This is a genomic window from Tistrella arctica (assembly GCF_039630945.1).
In the GTDB taxonomy this organism is placed as follows: domain Bacteria; phylum Pseudomonadota; class Alphaproteobacteria; order Tistrellales; family Tistrellaceae; genus Tistrella; species Tistrella bauzanensis.
Genome location: NZ_JBBKTV010000001.1, coordinates 819,406 through 839,234 on the forward strand (window position 1 = coordinate 819,406; position 19,829 = coordinate 839,234).

The window sequence follows — 19,829 nt, forward strand, 5'->3', positions numbered from 1 at the left end:
CCGCCATGCGATGCGTCCTCGTCCTGTCGGTTTCGCTGCTTGTGGCGCTGCTGGCCGCGTGCAGCGAGCAGCCGGCCGACAACCTTGCCGATGCCCTGGCCGCCGATCCCGTACGGCTCAAGGCATTGCGCGCGCAATGCGCAGCCGACCGGCAAGCCACGGGCGAGGACGCTTGCCGCGCCGCCGCCGAAGCTTTCCGGCGGCGCTTCTTCTCCGACCAGACCGGGCCCGACGAATACCAGACGCTGGCCGACCTGCCGCCGATCCCGCCGAGTTTCGATGAACCGGCCGATGGCGAATCGCCGGCCTCATCCGATCAAGAGGACGCGCCATGAATGACGTGACCATCATCGACCGCTTCCTCAACATCTTCTCCACCTACATCGACTCGGGTTTCGGGCTGTTGCAGGGCGAAGTGGCCTTCCTGACCGCCACGCTGATCGTCATCGACATGACCATCGCCGGGCTGTATTGGGCGATGAGCCACGCCACCGGCCAGGGCGAGGACGTGATCGCCAAGCTGCTGCGCAAGGTGCTCTACGTCGGTGCCTTCGCTTACATCATCGGCAACTTCAACTGGCTGGCTGGCATCGTGTTCCGCTCCTTCGCCGGCCTGGGCCTGACGGCCACCGGCTCGGCGATCACCATGGAAAACTTCTTGCAGCCGGGCCGGCTCGCCAAGACCGGCATCGACGCCGGAGCGCCGATCCTGGAGCAAGTCGGCGAGATGGCCGGTTTCCCCGAGGTGTTCGTGAACCTCGATGCCATCACGGTGATGTTCCTCGCGTGGCTGGTCGTGGTGCTGTGCTTCTTCGTGCTGGCGATCCAGCTCTTCATCACGCTGATCGAGTTCAAGCTGACCACGCTCGCCGGGTTCGTGCTGGTGCCGTTCGCGCTCTGGAACAAGACCGCGTTCCTGGCCGAGAAGGTGTTGGGCAACGTGGTGTCCGCCGGCATCAAGGTCTTGGTCTTGGCTGTGATCGTCGGCATTGGCTCGGGCCTGTTCGCCGAGTTCCAAGTCCATCCCGCCGAGCCGTCCATCGACCATGCGCTGGTCATCATGCTGGCCTCGCTCACCTTGCTGGCGCTGGGCATCTTCGGCCCCGGTATCGCCACGGGCCTGGTGTCCGGCGCGCCGCAGATCGGCGCGGGTGCGATGGCCGGTGCCGCTGTCGGCGCCGCCGGCGCGGCCGTTGCCGTCGGTGCCGTCGCGACCGGCGTAGGCGGCGCGGTCATGGCCGGGGCGCGCATGGCGCCTGCCGCCGCCAGGCTGGCCGGCAGCGGCGCGCGTGCTGCCGCCTCGACCGCCGGCAGCGCACGCTCTGCGTTTCAGGCTGGTTCCGCCTCCGCAGGCGGTGGCGCAAAGGGCGCGATGGCTGGCCTGGGCAATGTCGCCAAGACCGGCGCGCAGCCAGCCGGGCGCGGCGCAGCGTCCCGTGCTTCCGCGATCGGTCAGCGCATGGCCGCTCCGTTCCGCGCTGGTTGGAACGGCCAGGCGGCCGACGCAGGCGCGACCGGGGGAGCCGGAGCATCCAGCCAAGCCGCCACAGGCGAGGCCACCTCCGGCGCAGCCAATGCACAACCCGCTTGGGCCAAGCGGCTGCATCGCCGCCAGCAACTCACCCATGCCGCGACCACCACCGCCCACGCCCTGCGCGGTGGCGATGGCGGCGGCTCCGGCCAGGGGCCGAGCCTGCGCGATTCCGATTCATAAGGAGAACCGACCATGCGATTCAAGAAACCGCAGGTGCGCTATGCCGACACGCCGCAGCCTGCCACGCCGTACCAAGCTGCCGGCCAGGTGTGGGACGACCGTATCGGCTCGCCGCGCGTGCAGGCGAAGAACTGGCGTCTGATGGCCTTCGGGTGCCTGACGCTCGCGCTGCTGATGGCCGGCGGCCTGGTGTGGCGCTCGGCGCAGTCCACCGTGACGCCCTACGTCGTGGAAGTGGACAACGCGGGCCAGGTACGCGCGGTCGGCGAAGCCGCCACGCCGTACCGGCCCAACGATGCGCAGACCGCGCACCACATCGCGCGCTTCGTGACGCTGGTGCGCTCGCTGTCCATCGACCCCATCGTCGTCCGCCAGAACTGGCTCGACGCCTACGACTACACGACCGACAAGGGCGCGGCCGTGCTCAACGACTACGCGCGGGTCAACGACCCGTTCGCGCGCATCGGCAAGGAGTCGGTGACGGTGCAGATCACCAGCGTCGTGCGCGCCAGCGACACGTCTTTCAACGTGCGCTGGACGGAACGGCGCTACGTCAACGGTGCCGCGGCGGGTCTGGAGCGGTGGACGGCCGTGGTGTCCATCGTGCTCCAGCCGCCGCGCACCGAAGAACGCCTGCGCAAGAACCCCCTGGGCATCTACGTCAACGGCCTGTCGTGGAGCCGCGAACTGGATTCTTCCGAAGGAACCAAGCCATGAATGATCTTTTCCGTAATTCCGCTTTGCCGGTGATCTTGCTTGCCTTGGCGGGCTGCGCCACGCAGGGCAAGCTGCCGCCGACCATCTCACTCAATGAGCCGGTGCAGGCCCAGCCGCTGCCAGAGCCGCCCGCGCCGGTGGAGGTGGTGGCCGTGCCCGAGGTGCTGCCGATGCCCGCGCAATTGAAGCCGTTGCCCGAAGCCGAGGACGCCAAGCCTGTGCCGGAGCCAGCAGACGAGAAGGTGCGCGTTTCGCGTGCCAATGCCGAGGCGCGCGTCGCGCCCACGCGCGAGGGCTATGTCAACGCGATTCAGGTGTGGCCGTATAGCGATGGTGCGCTGTACCAAGTCTATGCAGCCGTGGGCCGCGTGACCGTGATTTCGCTCCAGCCGGGCGAGGAGCTGGTGACGGTGGCCGCCGGTGATACCGTGCGCTGGATCGTGGGCGACACGTCCAGCGGCAGCGGCGCCGGCCTGCGCGTGAATGTGCTGGTCAAGCCGATCCGCTCGGGCCTCAAGACCAATCTCGTCATCACTACCAATCGCAGGGCGTACCTGCTGGAGCTGGCCTCGACCGAGAAGACCTGGATGGCGTCGGTGTCCTGGGTGTACCCGCGCGACCGGATGCTGGCGCTACAGCGCCAGGCGCAGGCGGCCAGCGCCGCCGCGCCGGTGGACTCTGGCTTGTCGCTGGAAAACCTGCGCTTCCGCTACGCGGTCAGCGGTAGCAACCCGCCGTGGAAGCCGCTGCGCGCCTTCGACGATGGGCAGAAGGTCTATATCCAGTTCCCCGCCGGCATCGCGCAAGGCGAGCTGCCGCCGCTGTTCGTGATCGGGCCGGAAGGCGACGGGCAACTGGTCAACTACCGCTTCCGCTCGCCGTACTACATCGTGGATCGGCTGTTCGGCGCCGCCGAACTGCGCCTGGGCGGAGACAAGGGCGACGTGGTGCGAATTGAGCGCACGGACGGCGTTGCGCGGAGGAACTGACCATGAGCCAGGACGACACCCCCGACCTCCCCACGCCGCAGGCGGGCAAGGTTGCGCCGGAGGCGGTGGCGCTGCGCGCCCAGCCGCGCCCGGTCACGCGCCTGAACCGGCGCACGCTGGCCATCCTCGTCGGCGGCCTGTCGGTCGCCGTGCTTGGGGCCACGATCTGGTCGCTGCAACCGCAGCGGCGCGGTACGGGCGAGCAAACCGAGCTTTACAACGTCGATCGCGTCTCGAAGTCCGAAGGGCTGGATGCGCTGCCGACGGACTACTCGAAGCTGCCGCCAGCCTTGCCGCCCGATGTGCCCGGGCTGGGGCCGCCGTTGCCCGGCGACCTTGGCCCGGCCATCGTCGCTTCGCAGCAGCCGGTGACGCCGGGCTATTCGCCGCCAGGCCATGATCCCGAAGATACCTTGCGCAAGGAGGCAGACGCGGCGGCGGCCTCGTCGGTGTTCTTCCGCTCGGGCGGCCAGGGCCAGGCCGCCGCCACGGTCGCGCAAGCTGCGCCGGGTGCGCCTGGTGTTGCAAACACACTCGCGGCCTTCGATCCTCTCGCTGCCGGGCCTGCCTCCACGGCGGCCCAGCCCGCCGACCCGACGACCGTGCAGAACCGGCAAGACCAGAAAGAGGCGTTCCTGAAAGCCGGTTCTACGGAAACCCGCAATTCCGGCAATCTGGCGCTGCCCGCGTCCCCTTATCAAGTGATGGCCGGAACGGTGATCGCCGGCGCGCTGGTGACAGGCATCAAGTCGGACTTGCCGGGCGACGTGATCGGCACCGTGACGGAGCCGGTCTATGACACGGCCACCGGCAAGTTCCTGCTGATCCCACAGGGGTCGCGCATCCTCGGGCGCTACAACAGTCAGGTCAGCTACGGGCAGAGCCGCGTGCAAGTGGTGTGGAACCGGATCATCTTGCCCGACACGTCCTCGCTGACGCTCGACAACCTAGTGGGCACCGACCCGGCCGGCTACGCGGGCTTGGAGGACGGCGTGGACTGGCACTGGAACCGCATCTTTGCCGGTGCGGTGCTGACGACGCTGCTGGGCGTCGGCGCAGAACTGGCCGCGCCGGAGAACCGCCAGAACGGCAACCGCATCGTCATCGCCGGGCGTGACAGCGCCCAGGACAGCATCAATCAGGTCGGCCAGGAGATCACCCGACGCAACATGAACATCCAGCCGACGCTGACCGAGCGGCCTGGCCTGCCCGTGCGAATCATCGTCAACCGGGATCTGGTGCTGCGGCCGTACCAGCCGCTGTTCTTCAATCGGGGAGCTTCGCAATGAGCACGACCAAGAAGCTGCGGCTCGGGCCGCTGCCCAAGACCGAAAGCGTCAAACTGACCTTTGCCTGCCCAGCCAGCTTGAAAGCCGACCTCGACCGCTACGCCGCGCTGCACGCGCAGACCTACGGCGAGGCGGTTGATGCCATGACGCTGATCCCACACATGCTGGAGGCGTTCATGGCGGGGGATCGGGGATTCAGGAAGGACACGGCGACCCGGAGCGCGCCATCGAAGCCGACATGATGGCGTCGCATACCAACGGCATCCATCGAACGCGCAGCCCCAGGCTGCGCGTTCTTCATTCTGGATGCCGCTATGCTTCTTGGGCTATGATGACGCGACAGGCCCGCCGTTCCTCGGCAATCCAGCACGACACAGTGCGATGCGGCTTTCTCCCCCGACGCTCTTATGTGGCTCCTAGCCGACGAAGCCGTGGTTCTGCAAAGCGGCCCCGAAAAGAGCTAACCTACTGTCCCATATATGGTTTCAAGCCTTACGTGCTTTGCACGCAAGACTTGACACCGGCACTTTTTTGCTGCGCCGCCGCCGATGTCCAGGCCCCCTGGCAGGGCATTTCGACCCCCTGGCCGGAAATTGTGCCAAGCGTCACCGGATCTTAACCCCCGCGCCATAAAAGCGGAGCGGATCGCGGCCTAGAACTCGTTTCCGAGACAGTGATGCGCGTCACGGGATGGTGTCCCGCCACCCCCGGCGCCTGTTGCCCGGAGGGTGTTCCCGATGACGGTCGCACGAGCCCTGCCTCCCCTGGCATTTCGTCCCGACGGACGCCCCGCCGGCCAGCCCCCTCACCAGCAGCCGCCCCGCGCCCGAGAATGCCAGAAGGGTCACGGCGGCGACAATCCAGGCGGCGATGGCGGATCAGGTGGCGATGGTGGCGGACGCCGCCGCTATCGCACCGTCTTCATCTCCGATACCCATCTCGGCACCCGATTCTGCCGGACCGATCTTCTGCTCGACTTTCTGGCGACGGTCGACTGCGATCATCTGTTCCTGGTCGGCGACATCGTCGATGGCTGGCGGCTGAAGCGGTCGTGGTTCTGGGATGGCCCGCACAATGCCGTGGTTCAGGCGATCCTGGCCAAAGCCGAAGCCGGCACCCGTGTCACCTGGGTGATCGGCAATCATGACGAATGCCTGATGGCCTATGCGGGCATGCGGTTCGGCAATATCACCCTGGTGCGCGAAACCGAACACCGCCTGGCCGACGGCCGCAAATTCCTGATCGTGCATGGTGACGCCTTCGACATGGTGGTGCGCTATGCGCGCGGTCTGGCACTTCTGGGCGATGTCGCCTACAACCTCGCGCTGCGCGTGAACCGCTGGCTGAACGTGGCCCGCCGCCAGCTTCATCTGCCCTATTGGTCGCTGTCGGCCTATCTCAAGAGCCGCGTCAAGGAAGCCTGCGACTTCATCAACCGCTTCGAACAGGCGGTCACCGATGAAGCCCGCCGGCGTGGCTATGACGGTGTGGTCTGCGGCCATATTCATCACGCCGACATCCGCGAGACCGAGGGCATGGTCTATGCGAATGACGGCGACTGGGTGGAAAGCTGCACCGCCATCGTCGAGGACGCCTGCGGTCGGCTGCAGATTCTGGACTGGGGCGCACGTGCCCGTCGCCGCGAACTGGTGGCCCTGGCCCGCGCCCGCACCCGCCGCAACCACACGCTGCCCCCGGCACTTCTGCCCGAGCGCCCAGAAGGTCTGCCGGAGCCTGCGGCCGGCCGGCGTCGCGAGCCTGCCGCCAATCAGGAGCCCGTGGCATGACCGGGCCGGCGTCGGCGCTTTCCGCTCTGCCACAGCTCCGCCATACCGTCAGCGGCATCGGCGCGCCCCGCCGGCTGGTGCTGGTCACCGACGCCTGGGCACCGCAGGTCAATGGCGTGGTGCGCACCCTGGGCCGGATGGTCGACCTGATGATCGAGGGGGGCTGCGACGCCCAGGTCATCGCGCCCGCCGCGTTCCGCACCCTGCCCTGCCCGACCTATCCCGAAATCCGGCTGGCGCTGGCGACACCCGCCATGGTCGGCCGCCGGATCCTGGCGCATCGCCCCGATGCCCTGCACATCGCGACCGAAGGCCCGCTGGGCTGGGCCGCGCGCAGCTGGGCGATCCGTAACCGCGTGCCGTTCAGCACCGCCTTTCATACCCGCTTCCCGGAATATGTCACCGCCCGCACCGGACTGCCGGTCGGCCTGTCCTATGCCATGATGCGACGCTTCCACAATGCCGGCGCCCGAACCATGGTCGCGACCCCCTCTCTGGCCGACGAGCTGGCGACGCGGGGCTTTACGCGGGTGGCGCTGTGGTGTCGCGGGGTCGATCTCGACGGCTTCTCACCGGCCCTGCGCGACACACAGAGCCCGGCAGGGGACGAGGCGCTGGCGGCCCTGCGCGCGTTGCCGCGCCCCTGGCTGCTGTATGTCGGACGGGTGGCCGTCGAGAAGAACCTTGAGGCGTTCCTTTCGGCACCCGGCCTGCCCGGCACGCGGATCGTGATCGGCGACGGCCCGGCGCGGGCCGATCTGATGCGCCGATATCCGGCGGCGGTGTTCCCGGGGCTGCGCAGGGGCGCCGCCCTCGCCTGGGCCTATGCGCAGGCCGATGTCTTCGTGTTCCCCAGCCGCACCGACACCTTCGGTCTGGTGATGCTGGAGGCGATGGCGAGCGGGGTGCCGGTCGCGGCCTTTCCCGTCACCGGCCCGGTCGATGTGGTCGATGTGGCGGCCGGCACCGGGGCACTGGACGACGATCTGGGGCAGGCCATCGCCCGCGCCCTGGCTCTGTCCGGCAGCGGCGCCGGCCGCCAGGCCGCACGCGCCCATGCCGAACGTTTCACCTGGGATGCCTGCGCCACCCGCTTCCGCGACCTTCTGGCGCCGTTTCCGATGATCGGCCGTCCGGACGCCGCCGCCGTTCACGCGATCGTCAGGTGACGCAGCCGCAGGGTCGGGCCATAGTCGGGGTCACACATGTGTCCGCCATCGCCCCCATATCCCTGCCAGGCTGGTTCCCGCCCGTCATGATGCCGCTGTCATTCGACATCATTGCCGCCGAAGCCCTGATCCGCGGCAGCGTTTTTGCCCTGCTGTTCGCAGGCTTCGCGCTAGCGGAACGTCGATGGCCGCGGCGGGGCCACACCCGCGCGCTGGAACGCCGCCGCCGCTGGGTCGCCAATCTGGGGCTGGCGCTGGCCGACACACTGGTGCTGCGGCTGGTCTTTCCGGCAGCGGCGGTGGGTGCGGCACTGGCCGCCGAGGCATCGGGCGCCGGATTGTTCGCGGTGATCGGCCTGCCCGCCTGGGCGACGGTGCCCGCAGGCTTCGTCCTGCTGGATCTGGCGGTCTGGGCCCAGCATCTGGTCATGCACCGCGTGCCGGTTCTGTGGCGACTGCATCGCATCCATCATCTGGACATGGCGCTCGACGTCACCAGCGGCCTCAGATTCCACCCGGTGGAGATCCTGCTGTCGATGGCGTGGAAGATCGCGGTGATCTGGCTGCTGGGCGTGCCGGCCATCGCGGTTCTGGCATTCGAGATGGCATTGAACGCGGCCTCGCTGTTCAACCATGCCGATCTGAACCTGGGCGCGACCGTCGACCGTCGCCTGGCACGGCTGATCGCCACGCCGGACTGGCACCGGGTGCATCATTCAGCCGTGCGGCGCGAAACCGACAGCAATTACGCCTTCTTCTTCACCCTGTGGGACCGTCTGTTCGGCACCGCCCGCCCCATGCCGGCCGCTGGCCATGATGCGATGGCGATCGGGCTGGATGACGCCGCAGCCGCACGGGACGGACGGGCCGGGCCGGGCACCCTGTTGCTGCGGCCGTTCATGGCGCCCCCCGCCGGTGCATCCACCACGGTCAATCCGCATAAGGCGGCGGCGGTGGGGCCCGAAGCGCCCGATTCTGATCCAGGAACGCCTGCACGGCCGCTTCGGCCCGGCGGCGGTTGAGCCGCTGAACCGCGCCCGCGCGCTCCCGCGAGCGCAGCCGGTCGAACAGCACCAGGCTCGCCGCCATCGCGACATTCAGCGAGAACCGCATCGGGATCTTGACCACATGCGTGGCCCGATCGAGGAATTCCGGCGCCAGCATGCCCCGCTCCGGCCCCAGAACATAGACCGCGCGCGGCGGATGACGAAAGGCCGGCAGATCGACCGCGTCATCGGTCAGCTCGACGGCGACCAGCGTGAAGCCCTCAGGGAACCGCGCCGCGGCCGGGCTGTCGAACGCCAGATGCGGCACGGTCGGGCGCGGCGCGGCGGCCTCTGCCGCCACCGCATCGTCCCAGTGCCGCCAATGCTGGCTCGTCTGCCAGTCGGCGCCGGCGGTGAAGGTATAGGCGCCACCATGGGCCGCGACCAGCCGGTTCAGGGTGCCGGCATTGAACGGCTTGCTCGACCGGTCCAGCCCCACCGCGAAACAGCCACCGGCATCGGGATCCTCTATCTGCATCATTGCTGCGTCCTTCGCTCGCTGTGGCGACAGTCATACCCGCAGACCGGCCTGATGCGCAATTTCGCAAGATCATCCCGGCCTCACACCCAGCCGAGCGAAGATCGAATACTTTACGCAACCCATCGTCCCATCAACTGAAAATGTATAAATTTACCATCAGGTAATACTGATCAAATGATGTCTTTTTCTGCTTAAGCACTTGGTTAACACATTTGCGCTAATGTGTCGGAACACGCGGACAGGCCGGCAGACTGATTTCTATGCATCACTGCTGACCTGAAGCGTTTGGGCAATTCAATCGCGTTCCCCCCGAGAGATGGTGCAAGAACATGCGTGTGGCGCTCGGCCTTTCTTCAAAGATCATTCTTGTCGGCGGTGGTGCACTGGCTGTACTGCTGGCGGTTGGCATCACGGCGGTCGCCCGCATGGCTGAAGACCGGGTGCTTGCAACCTCGCTGGATAGCGGCCGCGCACTGTCCCGACAGCTCGCGGCCGAAATTTCGACCCAGATGTCGACAGACCTGGCGGTCGCCGAGGGTGTCGCCAACAGCTTTTCTGCGATGAAGGCCGGTGGCGTCATCGATCGGACCGTCTATGATCGCGTCATCGAGGCCAATTTCGTCCACGCGAAAGACCTTCTCGGCGTCTGGGCGGGGTTCGAGCCGAATGCCCTGGACGGCAATGATGCCGCCTTCCGCAACACCAGGACATCCGACGACACCGGCCGATACCTGACCTATATAAACCGGGTGAGCGGCCAGGCGCTGGTCGAGACCATCGGCGATTATACCGGCCCGAATTCCGCCTACTATCAAACACCGCTGACCACCGGCAAGGCCTTCATGACCCCGCCCACGATCTATGATGTGGCCGGACGGGAGGTGATGTTGCTGTCGGCATCCGTTCCAATCAAGGTGGGTGGCGCCGTCGTCGGTGTCGCCGGTGTCGATATCGAGCTGGATGCCTGGAACAAGCGGCTGAACGAGACCAAACCGTTTGGCACCGGCAATGTGCTGCTGTTCACCAATGACCTCCGGGTGATCAATCATCCGAAGGCCGAACTGCGTGGCCAGCCGATGCAGAAGCTGACCTCCGACGACACCACCGAGATCGAGCGCGTCGTCCGCGAAGGTCTGACCATGGAAAGCGTGTCATGGTCTCCCAGCCTGAACTCTCAGGTCTATCGGATGGTGCTCCCGGTGCATATCCAGGGCTATGACAAGCCGTGGAGCCTGCTGGTGAACATCCCCGAGACCTCGATGCGCGCCGCCGCCGACGAAGTGCTCCACAGCATGATCATCGGTGGCGTGGTCCTGGTGCTGCTGATCGTCGCCGCCCTGGCGGTGACCGTGCTGCTTCTGGTCAAGCGGCCGCTGAAACAGTCGATGGGCGTCATCGCGACGCTGAGCGGCGGTGACACGACTGTCGAGATCCCCCACACCCATCGTCGCGACGAGATCGGCGCATTGAACCGCGCGCTGGTCGCCTTCCGCGACACGCTGGCCGAGACCGAAAATCTGCGGCTGGCACAGGCCGCGACCGAACGCCGGTCAGAAGAGGCGCGGCGCGAAAGCACGCTGGGCCTTGCCGACACGCTTGAACGCGAGGTGAGCGGCATCGCCGACGAGATGACCGAGCTGGCCGAGGGGCTGGAGCGGCGCGCATCGGAAATGCGCGGCATCGCCGACACCACATCGGCCAATTCGGCCACCGTCGCCGCGGCCGGCGAGCAGACCAACGTCAATGTCCAGACGGTTGCGACCGCGACCGAAGAACTGACCGCATCCGCCCACGAGATCGGCCGGCAGGTGACCACGGCATCCGACATCATCGCCGAGGCCTCGTCGCGTGCCGCCGACACCGATGGCATCGTGCGCCGGCTTGCAGGCTCCGCCCGTCAGATCGGCGACGTGGTGAAGCTGATCAACGACATCGCCGCCCAGACCAATCTGCTGGCGCTGAACGCCACCATCGAGGCGGCGCGCGCCGGGGATGCCGGCAAGGGCTTCGCGGTCGTGGCCTCCGAGGTCAAGACACTGGCGACCCAGACCGCCAAGGCCACCGACGAGATCGCCAACCGCATCGCCGCCACCCAGAGCGACACCGAGCAGGCCGTGGGGGCAATCGCACGGATCGTCGAGACCATCGGCCGGGTTCGCGAGGCATCCACCACCATCGCGAGTGCGGTGGAAGAGCAGATCGCCGCGATCAGCGAGATAGCCCACAACGTCAACCAGGCCGCTGTCGGCACCCAGACCATTTCCTCGGCGATCGGCGAGGTGGCCGGCGGTGCCGGGCAGACCGCCGAGGCAGCGACATCGGTCGCTGGCGCCACAGGGCAACTGGTCAGCAGTTCGGCAACCTTGCGACGGTCGGTTGAAAATGTGGTCGACTCGCTGCGCCGCGAGGCACGCGAGACCGGAGAACGCCTGGGCCACTGATCACGAGGCATCCTCATACCCATCCGTCCGGCCCCCTGTCATGCCATAGCTGCGCCGTCCGATGCCTGCATCGGGCGGCGCAGTCGTTCGTGACAGACCGAACGGTGCCGCTGCGACGGTTTCATGTCCGTTTTTTGGCACTTCCGAAACGACGCGTCTGCGCTTACCCTCAGCGCCATGATCAGCGATGCTCCCGCACAGGGCGCCATGGCGCCCGCTTCAGCCCTTGTCAGCCCCGACGCCAGCGGCCTCGCCGATGGTGCCGGCGGCGACCCGCTCATGCCGGCGCCAGGCCCGGCCATCGACACACCGCCCGCCATGCCGGCGGCCGCGGCGCCGTTCGATCCGGACCGCTTCAATCTTGCGGCCTATTGTCTGGCCTGGAATGCCGAGCGACATCCCGACAAGCCGGCCCTGATCCTGATGGACCAGGACGGCATGCGCGACAGCATCAGTTTCGACCGGCTGTACGATCAGGTGCGCCGGGTGACCGCGGCGCTGGTGGCGCTGGATCTGGCGCCGGGCGCCCGGGTGATGATCCGGATGGGCAACCGGATCGAATTCGCGCTGGTCTATTTCGCGACCGCGGCCGCCGGGTTGATCGCGGTGCCGACCTCGGCCCAGCTCACCCCCGCCGAAGCCGGGTTCATCGCCCGCGATTGCGGCGCGGCCGTGGCCTTCGTCGCCGACGGGCTTGAGATCGCCGAGCCTTATCCGGGCGGCATGCGGCTGCTGGGGCTGGACTGGCTGGCCGCGGCCGTTCGCGGCCGCCACGGCGCCGACCCGTTGCTCGGCCCCGCCCATGATCCGGCGCTGATGATCTATACCTCCGGCACCAGCGGCAGGCCCAAGGGCGTGCTGCATGCCCATCGCGCGGTCTGGGGCCGTCGGCCGATGGGTCCGGGATGGCACGGCATGGGACCGGCCGACCGTGTGCTTCATGCCGGTCAGTTGAACTGGACCTACACGCTGGGCGTGGGGCTGATGGACCCCTGGGCGCATGGCGCGACCGCGGTTCTTTATGCCGGTCCGCGTGATCCCTCGATCTGGCCGGTGCTGATCGAACGGTCCGAGGCGACGATCTTTGCCGCCGTCCCCACCGTCTATCGCCAGATGCTGAAATACGGCACCCTGACCCGCGACCGGCTGCGCAGCCTGCGCCATGGCCTGACGGCGGGTGAAGCCCTGCCACCCGCCCTGACCCACCGCTGGTTCGATGCCGCCGACCTGCCCCTATACGAAGCGCTGGGGATGAGCGAGGTGTCGACCTATATCTCCAGCGGCCCCGACACACCCCTGCGCCTGGGCAGCCCTGGCCGTCCGCAGCCCGGCCGGCGGATCACGGTTCTGCCGCTGGATGGCGGCACAGAACCGCTGGCCCCCGGCGACATCGGCGTCATCGCCGTGCATCGCGACGAGGCCGGGCTGATGCTGGGCTATTGGAACCGGCCCGACGACATGGCCGCTGCCTGGCGTGGTGACTGGTTCATCACCGGAGATCTGGCGCGCGTCGACAGCGATGGCTATTACTGGTATGATGGCCGATCGGATGAAGTGATGACCGTGCTTGGTTATCGCGTCTCGCCGATCGAGGTGGAGGCGGCGCTCAGCGCGCATCCGGCCATCGCGGAAGTGGCGGTGGCACCGCGCAAGCTCGACGATGCGCTCACCATCATCGCCGCCTATGTGGTGCCGAAGCCGGGCCGCTCAGGCGAGCTTGATCTTGAAGGCGTCAATGCCTGGGTCGGCAAACATCTCGCCCGCTATAAATGGCCGCGCGACCTGATTCTGGTCGACAGCCTGCCACGCGGCGTGAACGGCAAGATCGTCCGCCGCGCCCTGCCGGGCCGCTGACCAGCCCCTTTTGCGGAACCAGCCCTCTTTGCGGAAGTAGACAGACGCCATGCCCTATCTCGCGCGCGTTCTCGTGGTCATGCAGGATCCGCGGGTCGCCCAGCGGATCATGGATGGCCTGCGTGCTCGTGGGCTGTTTCTGTTCAGCGCCCGCAACGGCGCCGAGGCGCTTCGCCTCGCCCGGCAATTGCTGACGGATGTGGTGATCATCGACGACCTTCTGTCCGATGGCGATGGCTGCGATTTCGTCGATATGCTGCGCAACGACCCCGATACCGGGCATATTCCGGTCCTGATGGTGGGGGGGCGGGCCTCGTCGGCCCTACGCCGCCGGTCTCTGGCGGTCGGTGTCGACGAGTTGCTGATCGGCACCCATGACGAAGGGCTGATCGCGGCACGGATGTCGAAGCTGGTCAGGCTGGGCATCATGCAGGCCGAGCTGCGGCGTCGCGCCGCCACCGCCCGCAGCTTTCGTGTCGAACTCGACCGCCGACGCGGCCAGGAAAGCCGGGATGGGCCGCCGGTTCTGCTGCTGGCAGCCCAGCTCGGCGAAGATCTCGACGACGTGGCCGACATTCTGCAATCCCGCTATCGTCTGCTGCGCACGTCCGGTGCCGCCGAGGCGGCGCAACTGCTGCACGAGCAGGTGGTCGACACGCTGGTGCTGTCATTCGACGGCGGCGACCGCGAGGACTGGCTGGGCCTGGCGCTGCATGTCCGCGACACACCGGCATTGTATGACGTGCCGGTACTGGGCATCGGCCAGCCCGCATCTGCCCCGGATGTGCAGACCCTGATTCAGACCGGCATCGACGACCTGATCTCCCGCCCGTTCAGCCCCGACGAACTGCATGGCCGTGTGCTGTCGGCTCTGCGCCGGCGGCGCCTGCGCCGCAGCCTGACCGCCATGTTCGCGTCGCTTGAGGCACCGGCAACCATCGATGCCGAGACCGGCGCCTTTCAGCAGGCGTTCCTGCGCGTGCATCTCAGCCGGTTGGTGTTCGAGGCCTCGAAATGGGATAAGCCGCTGAGTGTCGCGACCGTATCATATCGCAATCTGTCTTTGCTGATCGAACGCCGGGGCCCCGCCGCCGCCCAGAGCGTGATGGCACGCGCCGCCGACACCTTGAAGCGGCTGGTGCGCGTGGAAGACCTGATCGCGCGCGCCGACGACAACACCCTGGTCGCGGTGCTGACCGACACGCCCGGCGATCGGTCGCTGAAGGCATTGCACCGCATTGCCGGCAGCCTCGCCACCACCGATTACGGACTGGCGGGCCTGCCGACGGCACCGATCTGGATGCAGATGGGCCATGCATCGCTTGAACCGTCCGACACCGCCGACAGCCTGCTGCTGCGCGCCCGGCAGATTCTGCTCTGATCGGCCCGACGGCAGAAAAGGGCGCCTGACCGGCACCCTCTTCTACCGGCACCCTGTTCTGCCGGCACCCTGTTGTGATGGACTGACGCCCGATCGCGGCCCGTCCCCGGTCAATACCCGGGCGGGGGCGGCGGCGGTTTGGGGCTGAGTGCCGCGCGTGCCATATCGGCGAGCATGCGCCGGATTTCAGGCGATGCGCCGATGGCGACCCCCGCCAGACCTGCGGCGGCGATACCCCCGGCGGGGTTGCGGCGGATGAGTTCCGAGGCAAGGCCGCTCATGGCGGCAACCTCCGATGCACCGGGTGGCGCCCCTGCGCCGGCGGAACCAGTGGCTGACGAAGACTGATGGCGATGGCCGCTGCTGCCAGGCTGCAGCCCGCGAAGAACAAGCTTGCCCGCCAGCATCACGATCAGGGCCAGGATCAGCAGCAACAGCGCCGTCCACAGCCCCGGCGATGCCGGATGCCAGGTCAGGGTATCGACCCAGATATAGAATGCGGTCAGGGCGAAGCCCGCCGATGCCAGCAGGATGATGCCCGCCAGCGTATACAACATGGCAGCGGCACCGGCGCGCGCCACCGCCGCTTCAACTTTGTGCATCATGTTCAGCATGAGTGCGCGCCCTCGGGCTGACAGGGGTAATGGGCCGGGGCACCCGCCCGGAAGAACGGCGGTGGCGCGCACGGCACCCCACCGCCTTCCGATATCCGGGCATCAACCGACGGCCGGCGGTACGATCGACCGAGGCTAGACAAGCCCAAGGCCGATCAGCGCCGGTCCAGCAGCTTGCCGATCACCAGACCCACACCGAACGCCACCAGCACACTGGTCAGGGGCTTTTCCTCGATGGTGCTCTCCGCCGCCCGCACGGCCCCGCGGCCACGCTCACCGGCCACATGCATCAACCGGTCGACTTCGCCACGCAACCGTTCCATCTCTTCGCTCGCCTTCTCGCTCAATGCCTCGGCACCCACGCCGGCGGCGCGGCCGGACTGGCGGGTCGCCTTGGCGAGATCAGCGCGCAGGGCGGCCAGATCGGCCTTCAGAACCTCCATTTCCTTGTCGACGGCGGTCTGTTCTGCGGTGGCCATTGGACTTCATCCTTTTCTGATCAAACATGCTGAACGCAACCGGCCGGCACGAGGCGCAGGGGTTCGACGCGCCGGGACGCCGCGCCTGACCGGCAGCGGCGTCCACATGCCGTAAACTGCCGGCAGCCGAACCTGTTCCCTGCCCGCCCAGTTCCCTGGTCGCCCAGTTCCCTGGCCGCAAGGGCCGGTCACGATGACTGATGACATGTAGGAAGCTGCACCGCGCAGTGTAACCGGTGCCGTGTGACCGTTTTGGGAGCCGCCTGTAACAGCGTGCCGTGTCGGCCGATGTTCAGGCCGCGCGCCCGGTGCGGGCAATCCGCGCCAGCGTGCCGATCAGGTCGCGGGCGCCCTTCAGCCGGTCTTCCACCGTCGCCCAGGCCCGCACCATCACCAGCTTGTGGTCGGGTCGCAGCCGGATCGTGCCCGATTGTTTCGCGATATACGGGATCAGCCCGTCAGGCCGGGCGAACTGGTCCAGATGGAAAGACACCGTCGCCCCCTTGGGCCCGGCCTCGACCTTGGACACGCCGGCCGCGATGCACAGCTTCTTGATCGCCACCACCTGCAGAAGCTGGCGGACCTCATCGGGCAGCGGGCCGAAGCGGTCGACCAGTTCGGCCGCGAAGGCATCGATCTCGTCGCCTTCCTCAAGATCCGCGACCCGCCGGTACAGCGACATCCTGACATCCAGATCCGACACATAGGTCTCGGGGATCAGCACCGCGGCGCCCAGATTGATCTGCGGCGACCAGTCGCGACGAGCGGGTTTCACCTCGACGTCGCCACCGCCGGCCTTGGCGGCATCGATCGCATCGTCCAGCATCTGCTGGAACAGTTCCAGCCCGACTTCGCGGATATGGCCCGACTGTTCCTCGCCCAGCAGATTGCCGGCGCCGCGAATGTCGAGATCATGGCTGGCAAGGGTGAAGCCTGCCCCGAGGCTGTCGAGGGTCTGCATCACCTCCAGCCGCTTCTGCGCCGGGCGGGTGACGGTGTGGTTGGCGGGCAGCATCAGATAGGCATAGCCGCGCAGCTTGCCACGCCCAACCCGGCCGCGGAGCTGATAGAGCTGCGCCAGACCGAACAGATCGGCACGATAGATGATGATCGTATTGGCGCGCGGGATATCGAGCCCGCTTTCCACGATGCTGGTCGACAGCAGCACATCGTATTCGCCGCCATAGAAGCCGCCCATCACGTCTTCCAGGTCGCCCGCGCCAAGCCGGCCATGGGCGACCGCGATCTTGACCTCGGGCACCAGCACCCGCAACCGCTCCTCGACCTCCTTCACCTGCTCGATCCGCGGACAGACGAAGAAGCACTGCCCGCCGCGATACTGCTCGCGCAGGATCGCCTCGCGCACGATCACGCTGTCATAGGGCATGGTGAAGGTGCGCAGGGCCAGCCGGTCGACCGGCGGCGTCGCGATAATCGACAGCTCCTTCACGCCGGCAAGCGCCAGTTGCAAGGTGCGCGGGATCGGGGTGGCGGTCAGGGTCAGCACATGAACGTCGGCCTTCATCTCCTTCAGCCGTTCCTTGTGCTTGACGCCGAAATGCTGCTCCTCGTCGACGATCATCAGGCCCAGATCGCGGAACTGAACCCCCTTGGCCAGCAAGGCATGGGTGCCGATCACGATATCGGCGGTGCCGTCGGTGATCGCCTTCTTGGCTTCCGCCACCCGCTTGCCGGTCACCAGCCGCGACAGTTCGACGATCTTGATCGGAAAGCCCTGGAAGCGCCTGGTAAAACCCAGAAAATGCTGGTGGCACAGCAGCGTGGTCGGGGCGATGACCGCCACCTGAACCCCGCTCATCGCGGCAATGAACGCCGCTCTCAACGCCACCTCGGTCTTGCCGAACCCCACATCGCCGCAGATCAGCCGGTCCATCGGCCGGCCCGAAGCCAGATCGTCGATGACATCCTCGATGGCGTGAAGCTGATCTTCGGTCTCGTTATAGGGGAAGCGGGCGCAGAACTCGTCATACAGCCCCTGCGGCCGCTCGATCCGGGCGGCCCCTTTCAGCTTGCGCTCGGCCGCGACCGCGATCAGGGCGTCGGCCATGTCCTTCAGGCGGTGTTTGGTACGCTCCTTGCGCTGCTGCCATTGCGGCCCGCCCAGACGGTCCAGCGGCGCCGGGCCGTCTGACGTGCCATAGCGCGACAGCATGTCGATATGCTCGACCGGCACGAACAGCCGGTCGCCGCCCTCATAGACCACCAGCACGCAATCATGCGGCGCGCCAGCGGCGGTGATGGTCTCCAACCCCTCATAACGGCCGATGCCATGGTCGACATGCACCACCAGATCGCCGACGCTCAGCGTGTCGGCATCGCGCAGGAAGTTTTCGGCGCGGCGCTTACGGCGGGTCTTGCGGTTCAGCCGGTCGCCCAGAATGTCCTGCTCGGTCAGCACCGACAGGCTGCCCGCAACATAGCCATGATCCAGCGGCAGCACGATCAGAACCAGCGCGCCGGGCCGGGCGGTATCGATCCGGTCCCAGGTCTCCACCGCCTCCACCGGCCCGATGCCGTGATCTTCGAACACGGTCCGGATCCGGTCGAGCGCACCGGCGCTGTAGCAGCACACCACCACCCGGCGCCCGGCACCGCGCTCGGCGGCGATATGGCCGGCCAGGGCGTCGAACAGGTTGACGCTTTCATCCTTGCGCTCGGGCGCAAAATCCCGCGCCGGACTGCCGCCCAGCCGCGCCGCGCGCCAGCCTGACGGCAGAGGCCGGTCGGCCGGCCCCGGCTGCACGCTGGCGCGCGGCCCCGCTTTCGCCATGTCCGACCATTCTTCAGGCGTCAGATACAGCTGATCGGGTGGCAGCGCGCGATAGGGCGCCTCGCGCTCACCGCCGATGATCGACACCGGGCCGGTCTTGCGCGCCTCGAAGTAATCCTCGATCAGCGCCCGGCGCTCGACGAACGCCTCGTCGGTCAGATGGTCGAAGATCAGCGCCGGCGCGTTTAAATAGGCGGTGACCGGTTCAAGATAGGGGTGGAACAGCGGCAGCCAGTGTTCCATGCCGGAATGGCGCCGACCGGCGCTGATCGCCTCATACAGCGGGTCGCCGGTGCCGACCGTGCCGAAGGCCTGCCGATAGGCCTGGCGGAAACGCTGGATGACCGTGTCGGTCAGCAGGATCTCGCTCACCGGCTTCAGGTCCAGCCGGCGGATGCGGGCATTGGAACGCTGGGTGACGGGATCGAAGTTGCGGATCGCCTCGACCTCGTCGCCGAAAAAATCCAGCCGCACCGGATCGGGTTCGCCGGCGGGGTACAGATCGACGATGCCGCCGCGCACGGCGAACTCGCCCGGCTCCATCACCGTGCCGGCGCGGACATAGCCATTGTGCATCAGATAGTCGACCAGCCGCTCGGTGCTCAGCCGGTGGCCGGGCTCCAGCCGCAGCCGGGCCAGCGTCAGGCTGTCGCGCGGCGGCACGCGTTGCGACAGCGCATTGACCGTGGTCACCACGATCGCCCGCGCCCGCCCGCCGGTCACCGGATCGTCGGCGCCGGGGCCGCCGGCCAGCCGGGTCAGCGTGTCCATGCGCTCGGCCGCGATCATGCCGTTGGGCGAGACCCGGTCGTAAGGCAGGCAGTCCCAGGCCGGCAGACGCAGGATCTCGGTGCCGGGCAGATGCACCTTCAGGGCCTCGGCAGCCGCCACCATGCGCGTGTCGTCGCGCATCACCAGCACCAGATCGCGGGCCGGCCGCCCGGTGGCCAGGTCGGCCACCAGTTGCCAGACCAGCCCGTCGGGCGCCTCGGTCAGCAGGATGCGGCCGGGGCGGTCGAAAAGCACAGGATCGATCAGCACGGGCGTGGCGTCTTTCTATGGCACCGGTGGTCGGAA

At 67.5% G+C, this 19,829-nt stretch carries 16 protein-coding genes; 12 read left to right on the plus strand and 4 right to left on the minus strand.

The features are described 5' to 3' along the window. The first annotated feature begins 5 nt into the window (after positions 1 to 5). The 9 genes from WG924_RS03840 (at position 6) to WG924_RS03880 (ending at position 8,687) form a co-directional block, all read left to right on the plus strand. Entirely contained in the window at positions 6 to 335 is a 330-nt protein-coding gene (locus tag WG924_RS03840) for a hypothetical protein (protein WP_345931671.1), read from the plus strand. Then, positions 332 to 1,714 carry a P-type conjugative transfer protein TrbL gene (gene trbL / locus WG924_RS03845; RefSeq protein WP_345931672.1) on the plus strand — a complete coding sequence of 461 codons (1,383 nt, stop codon included), beginning with the start codon at positions 332 to 334 and terminating at the stop codon, positions 1,712 to 1,714. Before WG924_RS03840 ends, trbL begins: the two co-directional genes overlap by 4 nt. Before the next feature lie 12 nt (positions 1,715 to 1,726). Beyond that, the gene (gene trbF, locus WG924_RS03850; protein ID WP_345931673.1) at positions 1,727 to 2,431 is read left to right on the plus strand and encodes a conjugal transfer protein TrbF; all 705 of its coding nucleotides are present in this window, start codon (positions 1,727 to 1,729) and stop codon (positions 2,429 to 2,431) included. After that, positions 2,428 to 3,420: a P-type conjugative transfer protein TrbG gene (gene trbG, locus WG924_RS03855; RefSeq protein WP_345931674.1), complete on the plus strand. Its 993-nt coding sequence runs from the start codon at positions 2,428 to 2,430 to the stop codon at positions 3,418 to 3,420. Before trbF ends, trbG begins: the two co-directional genes overlap by 4 nt. A 2-nt stretch (positions 3,421 to 3,422) precedes the next feature. Then, on the plus strand, positions 3,423 to 4,709 hold the full coding sequence (locus tag WG924_RS03860; RefSeq protein ID WP_345931675.1) for a TraB/TrbI/VirB10 family type IV secretion system protein: 1,287 nt from the start codon (positions 3,423 to 3,425) through the stop codon (positions 4,707 to 4,709). Beyond that, positions 4,706 to 4,951 (plus strand): DUF2274 domain-containing protein, encoded by a 246-nt coding sequence (locus WG924_RS03865; protein ID WP_003097776.1) that lies wholly within the window; start codon positions 4,706 to 4,708, stop codon positions 4,949 to 4,951. The genes WG924_RS03860 and WG924_RS03865 overlap by 4 nt, the downstream gene beginning before the upstream one ends. A 495-nt stretch (positions 4,952 to 5,446) precedes the next feature. Further along, positions 5,447 to 6,496, plus strand: coding sequence for a UDP-2,3-diacylglucosamine diphosphatase (locus tag WG924_RS03870; RefSeq protein ID WP_345931676.1), 1,050 nt, complete (start codon positions 5,447 to 5,449; stop codon positions 6,494 to 6,496). Continuing rightward, entirely contained in the window at positions 6,493 to 7,665 is a 1,173-nt protein-coding gene (locus tag WG924_RS03875) for a glycosyltransferase family 4 protein (RefSeq protein WP_345931677.1), read from the plus strand. The genes WG924_RS03870 and WG924_RS03875 overlap by 4 nt, the downstream gene beginning before the upstream one ends. A gap of 86 nt (positions 7,666 to 7,751) precedes the next feature. Further along, positions 7,752 to 8,687, plus strand: coding sequence for a sterol desaturase family protein (locus tag WG924_RS03880; protein WP_345931678.1), 936 nt, complete (start codon positions 7,752 to 7,754; stop codon positions 8,685 to 8,687). On the opposite strand, the gene WG924_RS03885 is transcribed toward WG924_RS03880, so the two are convergent. Then, positions 8,596 to 9,192 carry a TrmH family RNA methyltransferase gene (locus WG924_RS03885; RefSeq protein ID WP_345931679.1) on the minus strand — a complete coding sequence of 199 codons (597 nt, stop codon included), beginning with the start codon at positions 9,190 to 9,192 and terminating at the stop codon, positions 8,596 to 8,598. The two genes, WG924_RS03880 and WG924_RS03885, sit on opposite strands and share 92 nt — an antisense overlap. Before the next feature lie 329 nt (positions 9,193 to 9,521). Between WG924_RS03885 and WG924_RS03890 the strand changes: the two genes are divergently transcribed. The 3 genes from WG924_RS03890 to WG924_RS03900 all read left to right on the plus strand — a co-directional run bounded on the left by WG924_RS03890 (position 9,522) and on the right by WG924_RS03900 (position 14,868). Then, entirely contained in the window at positions 9,522 to 11,633 is a 2,112-nt protein-coding gene (locus tag WG924_RS03890) for a methyl-accepting chemotaxis protein (RefSeq protein WP_345931680.1), read from the plus strand. A gap of 318 nt (positions 11,634 to 11,951) precedes the next feature. After that, complete coding sequence (locus WG924_RS03895) at positions 11,952 to 13,487, plus strand: acetate--CoA ligase (RefSeq protein ID WP_345931752.1); 1,536 nt, start codon at positions 11,952 to 11,954, stop codon at positions 13,485 to 13,487. 49 nt (positions 13,488 to 13,536) lie between these two features. Continuing rightward, complete coding sequence (locus WG924_RS03900; RefSeq protein WP_345931681.1) at positions 13,537 to 14,868, plus strand: response regulator; 1,332 nt, start codon at positions 13,537 to 13,539, stop codon at positions 14,866 to 14,868. Positions 14,869 to 14,978: 110 nt separating this feature from the next. Here WG924_RS03900 and WG924_RS03905 read toward each other — a convergent pair whose 3' ends face one another. The 3 genes from WG924_RS03905 to mfd all read right to left on the minus strand — a co-directional run bounded on the left by WG924_RS03905 (position 14,979) and on the right by mfd (position 19,793). Beyond that, positions 14,979 to 15,482 (minus strand): hypothetical protein, encoded by a 504-nt coding sequence (locus WG924_RS03905; protein ID WP_345931682.1) that lies wholly within the window; start codon positions 15,480 to 15,482, stop codon positions 14,979 to 14,981. Positions 15,483 to 15,637: 155 nt separating this feature from the next. Beyond that, the gene (locus WG924_RS03910; RefSeq protein WP_188578199.1) at positions 15,638 to 15,961 is read right to left on the minus strand and encodes an ElaB/YgaM/YqjD family protein; all 324 of its coding nucleotides are present in this window, start codon (positions 15,959 to 15,961) and stop codon (positions 15,638 to 15,640) included. A gap of 292 nt (positions 15,962 to 16,253) precedes the next feature. Further along, the gene (gene mfd, locus WG924_RS03915) at positions 16,254 to 19,793 is read right to left on the minus strand and encodes a transcription-repair coupling factor (protein ID WP_345931683.1); all 3,540 of its coding nucleotides are present in this window, start codon (positions 19,791 to 19,793) and stop codon (positions 16,254 to 16,256) included. Positions 19,794 to 19,829 lie beyond the last annotated feature (36 nt).